Here is a 3923-nt window from a genome sequence, read left to right on the forward strand (position 1 = left end):
CCGACAAGGCTGGCGGCGGGGCCTGAGAGAATGGTTTCAATCGGCCGCTGGCGGGCGAAGGCCGCGGAGACCAGCGCGCCGTCGCCGCGCACCACCATCAGGGGTGCTGCGATGCCGCGTTTGGCAAGAAAGCCTTCGGTCGCCGCCACCAGCCGGTCGATCATCGAGATCAGGCGGGCGTTGAGCAGCGTGGTCAGCGCGCGGCGCGGCCCGCCGAGCTTGGCCGACAATTCATGGCTGGCGGTGACCGGCAGGCCGGTCTTCTCGCGGATCAGGTCGCGCGCCGCCAGCTCATGCGCCGGATTGCGGGTGGCGAAATAGGCGCAGACGGCGAAACCCGACACCGAACGCCCAAGCTCCGGCAGCGCCGCCTCGAGGTCGGAAAGGTCGAGTTTTGCCGCATTGCCGTGCACGTCATGGCCGCCGGGACAGAACACGACCGGATCGGTGCCTAAAGCCGTCTTCAGCCCGTCGCGGGCAAGGTCTGCCTCGGAAAAGCCGATCATGATGAGCGCCACGCGGCCGCCCTGGCCCTCGACCAGCGCGTTGGTGGCCAAAGTCGTCGACATCGAGACAAGCTTGATGGCCGCCGGGTCGGTGCCGGCCTTCTCCAGCACCGCGTCGACCGCGCCGGAAATGCCGACGGCGAGATCGTGCCTGGTGGTGAGCGCCTTGGCCTTGGCCAGCACCTTGCCCTTGTTTGGGTTATCCAGGGGCCCGCCCTCTTCCGACCACAGCACAGCATCGGTGTAGGTGCCGCCGGTGTCGATGCCGAGGAAGAGAGGGGATTGCTTGGCGATCATGGGCGGGGCGGCAGTCCGGGGAAACGAGATTTGGTGCCTGCCCCTTAGCCGATACGGGGTTGCGGATAAAGGCGGGAGAGATGGGCCAGGTAATCTCCCCCCTTGAGGGGGAGATGTCGCCGAAGGCGACAGAGGGGGTCGCTGCGCGTCGAGCGCCGACGCCTTCCGCCACGACGAGCAATGACGTCGGCGATTTATGTGAGACGACCCCCTCTGGCCGCTTTGCGGCCATCTCCCCCTCAAGGGGGGAGATTACTCAGCTACTTCGCCGTGACGGTGCCCTTCATCGAGCTGTGGATCGCACAGTGGAACGCATGCGCGCCGGCTTTGGCGATCTTGACCTTGGCGCTCTTGCCCTTGGCGAGCTGGCCGGTGTCGAAGGAGCCGTCCTCGGCCGTGGCGGTGTGCGTCATGGCGTCGGCATTGGTGAAGATGACGGTGTCGCCGACGGCGGCACTGATCTTGGCCGGGTGGAATTTCATGCCCTTGATCTGGACCGCGTGATTGGCGGCATAGGCGGGCATGGCGAAGGCGAGCAGAGCAAGAACGAGCATGGTTCGCATGATGGATTTCCTCCTGAAGCGCGAAACCTCATCCTAAACTAACGCCGGCGCACGGGTTTTCATGCCACGAACCCCACTCTTTTATGCGATCCGTCGCAGAACGGCTTGTTGGCCGAGTGGCCGCAGCGGCAGAGGAAGACCTTCGTCGTGCGGGCGACGGTGTGGCCGGTGCCGGTGACGATCTCGGCATTGCCTTCGAGCTTGAGCGGCCCGTTCGCGGTCGGCGTGACGTTCAGCGGGCCGTCCCGCGCCTCGAGCACCTGCGCCTCCTTCAGCGGCGGCTCGCCGGTGGCGGTGAAGCCGGCCTTGATGTGGCTGTTGTCGCAGAACGGCTTGTTCTGCGACTGGCCGCAGCGGCACAGCGTGGCGCGATGGAAAGTCTCGCCATTCAGTACGATTTGCGCATGCACCGCCAGGGGGCCGTTTTCCCTGACGCGCACGGTGTTGACCACCGGCGGCTTCTCCTGCGGCCCGCCATCCTTCCTGGCATAGGTGATGGCGCCCGACGGGCAGTTCTCGGCCAGCGCCACCACCTTCTCGACGCTCGCCGCATCGGGATGGATCCACTCGCCCTTGGCGTTTGGCACGAAGACATGCGGGTTGCCGAGCACGCAGTTGCGCGAATGGATGCAGCGCTTGCCGCTGAAGGAAACGTCGATCTTCTCGCCTTCGACCATGCCTGCCATTTGGGGGTCTCCTGTTGGTGGGTGGAGACGAGGCTAGGGCGGGGGCGCGAAGGGCGTCAAGCTGGCCGGATGCACGGCCTTATCTCCCCCCTCGAGGGGGAGATGGCCGCAAAGCGGCCAGAGGGGGTCGTCTCACGTAGATCGCCAGCGTCGTTTTCGTCGCGCAGGGCGCGTCGGCGCTCGATGCGCGGCGACCCCCTCTGTCACCTTCGGCGACATCTCCCCCTCAAGGGGGGAGATTTGGCGCCCTACTCCTCCAGATTGATCTCCTCCGTCTGGCCGCCGCTGCAGGTGTAGCAGCAGTCGTCGCAGCTTTCCTTGTTGCCCGGACCGACGCCCCAATAGGTCTCCTCGTCGCCGTCGACCCAGGCGCCGTAGCAGATCTTCTCGCCGTCCTCGCAGGAGATCGGCAGCTCCTTGGTCTCGCCGTCGTCGAGATAGAAATCCTTGCCATTGCCCGGCCAGACATAGTCGCGGTCCTGGCTGTAGAGTTCGACGCGCATGGCGTTGGGATGGCTGTTCCTGATCTGGAAGGTGACGTCGCCGGCCTGCGCGGCGGACGAGACGATGACGGCAAGCGAGAGCGCGGCGGCAACGCGGCGCGCAATGGCGAAAGACATGAAAACCCCCGAGGTCGAATCGGCCCCCACGGCCGATGGCGAATGATGGCATGCGAGGCTGGAACGAGGAAGGATTGATTCTCCCCGTGACGTTCGAGATTGGCGAAGGCGGAGTAGCGCGGCGCTAATCTCCCCCCTCGAGGGGGAGATGGCCGCGAAGCGGCCAGAGGGGGTCCTCGCGCGTGAAGCGCCAACGTCATTTCTTGTCGCGGACGGCGTCGGCGCTCGACGCGCAGCGACCCCCTCTGTCGCCTTCGGCGACATCTCCCCCTCGAGGGGGGAGATAGCCGCCGCTTACTCCGCCAGATCCACCGTTTCCGTCGAATGCTCCACGCAGATGAAGCAGCAGGTGTCGCAGGGCTGGTCGTTGTCGGGGCCGACGCCGGCTGATATCTGATCGTTGCCGACGACCCAGGCGCCCCAGCAGATGTGCTCGCCATTGTCGCAGGAGATCGGCACGGATTTCCGCGCCTGCGGGCGGATGAGGAAGACCTTGTCGTTGCCCGGCCAGACCTTGCCGCTGTCGCGGCTGAACAATTCCACCGCCACGTCCTGCTGCCGCTGGTTCCTGACGAAGACCGACATGTCGGCGGCGAGGGCCGGCGTGGAGAGGAGCAGAGCGGCGAGCGAGATGCGAATCATGGTGGGGTCCCCGAGAGGAGTAGAGCACGGGCGGGGGAAAGGCGCGACCTCCCCCTTCTCCCCTTGTGGGAGAAGGTGGCCGAGCGAAGCTCGGACGGATGAGGGGTGCTCCAGCTTGGCGACGACGTCCATTACCAATTGCGCTGGTGGAAATCGCCAGCGCCTCGTTTCTTCCAACACCCCTCATCCGTCTCGGCGCTGCGCGCCGATCCACCTTCCCCCACAAGGGGGGAAGGAAGGGTCAGCGCCTCACCTCCACATGCGGCGCGAATTTGCGCACCGCCTCCACCATGTCCTCGCCGCTCATGTCGAGCGAGGAGACCTCCATGTGCACGGTGGTCCTGCCGAAGGGCAGCAGGCCGAACAGGTTGGCGGGCGCGTATCTGATCTCGTCGGGCGGCACCTCGGTGAGATCGAAATTGAGCATCGCAGCGCCCCGGCCGGCGGCGAGGCGCACGCTCTCCACCTTCTGCCACGGCACCAGCACGTCGCCGGCGCGGCGGTCGCGGAAGCCGTTTTCGTCGAGCACGACCTGGACACGCGTGTCGAAGGCGCCGCGCGCGATGAAAAGCCCAAGCCCGGCAAAGCCGAGCGTCAGCAGCGCCACCA

General features: G+C 66.1%; 6 protein-coding genes. All 6 read right to left on the minus strand.

Annotated elements, in window-relative coordinates; all coding sequences use genetic code 11:
• A partial coding sequence (locus tag EOA29_RS28145; RefSeq protein ID WP_145969837.1) for a hydantoinase/oxoprolinase family protein occupies nucleotides 1–803 on the minus strand: 803 nt, incomplete at its 3' end.
• A 260-nt stretch (nucleotides 804–1063) separates the two neighbouring features.
• Nucleotides 1064–1366, minus strand: a complete 303-nt coding sequence (locus EOA29_RS28150; RefSeq protein ID WP_126090973.1) for a cupredoxin family copper-binding protein — start codon at nucleotides 1364–1366, stop codon at nucleotides 1064–1066.
• 59 nt (nucleotides 1367–1425) lie between these two features.
• Complete coding sequence (locus EOA29_RS28155; protein ID WP_126090974.1) at nucleotides 1426–2052, minus strand: CDGSH iron-sulfur domain-containing protein; 627 nt, start codon at nucleotides 2050–2052, stop codon at nucleotides 1426–1428.
• Between the two features lie 248 nt (nucleotides 2053–2300).
• The gene (locus EOA29_RS28160) at nucleotides 2301–2672 is read right to left on the minus strand and encodes a hypothetical protein (protein ID WP_126090975.1); all 372 of its coding nucleotides are present in this window, start codon (nucleotides 2670–2672) and stop codon (nucleotides 2301–2303) included.
• A 294-nt stretch (nucleotides 2673–2966) separates the two neighbouring features.
• Nucleotides 2967–3314 (minus strand): hypothetical protein, encoded by a 348-nt coding sequence (locus tag EOA29_RS28165; RefSeq protein WP_126090976.1) that lies wholly within the window; start codon nucleotides 3312–3314, stop codon nucleotides 2967–2969.
• Nucleotides 3315–3555: 241 nt separating this feature from the next.
• Nucleotides 3556–3923: hypothetical protein (locus EOA29_RS41700; RefSeq protein WP_210213177.1), on the minus strand; the 368-nt coding region annotated here is incomplete at its 5' end.

It is taken from the genome of Mesorhizobium sp. M1E.F.Ca.ET.063.01.1.1 (assembly GCF_003998155.1).
In the GTDB taxonomy this organism is placed as follows: Bacteria; Pseudomonadota; Alphaproteobacteria; order Rhizobiales; family Rhizobiaceae; genus Mesorhizobium.

Coding starts and splice junctions, on each gene's coding strand:
- EOA29_RS28155 (WP_126090974.1), bottom strand. CDS start 2,052: ATGGCAGGCATGGTCGAAGGCGAGAAGATCGACGTTTCCTTCAGCGGC.
- EOA29_RS28160 (WP_126090975.1), bottom strand. CDS start 2,672: ATGTCTTTCGCCATTGCGCGCCGCGTTGCCGCCGCGCTCTCGCTTGCC.
- EOA29_RS28165 (WP_126090976.1), bottom strand. CDS start 3,314: ATGATTCGCATCTCGCTCGCCGCTCTGCTCCTCTCCACGCCGGCCCTC.
- EOA29_RS28150 (WP_126090973.1), bottom strand. CDS start 1,366: ATGCGAACCATGCTCGTTCTTGCTCTGCTCGCCTTCGCCATGCCCGCC.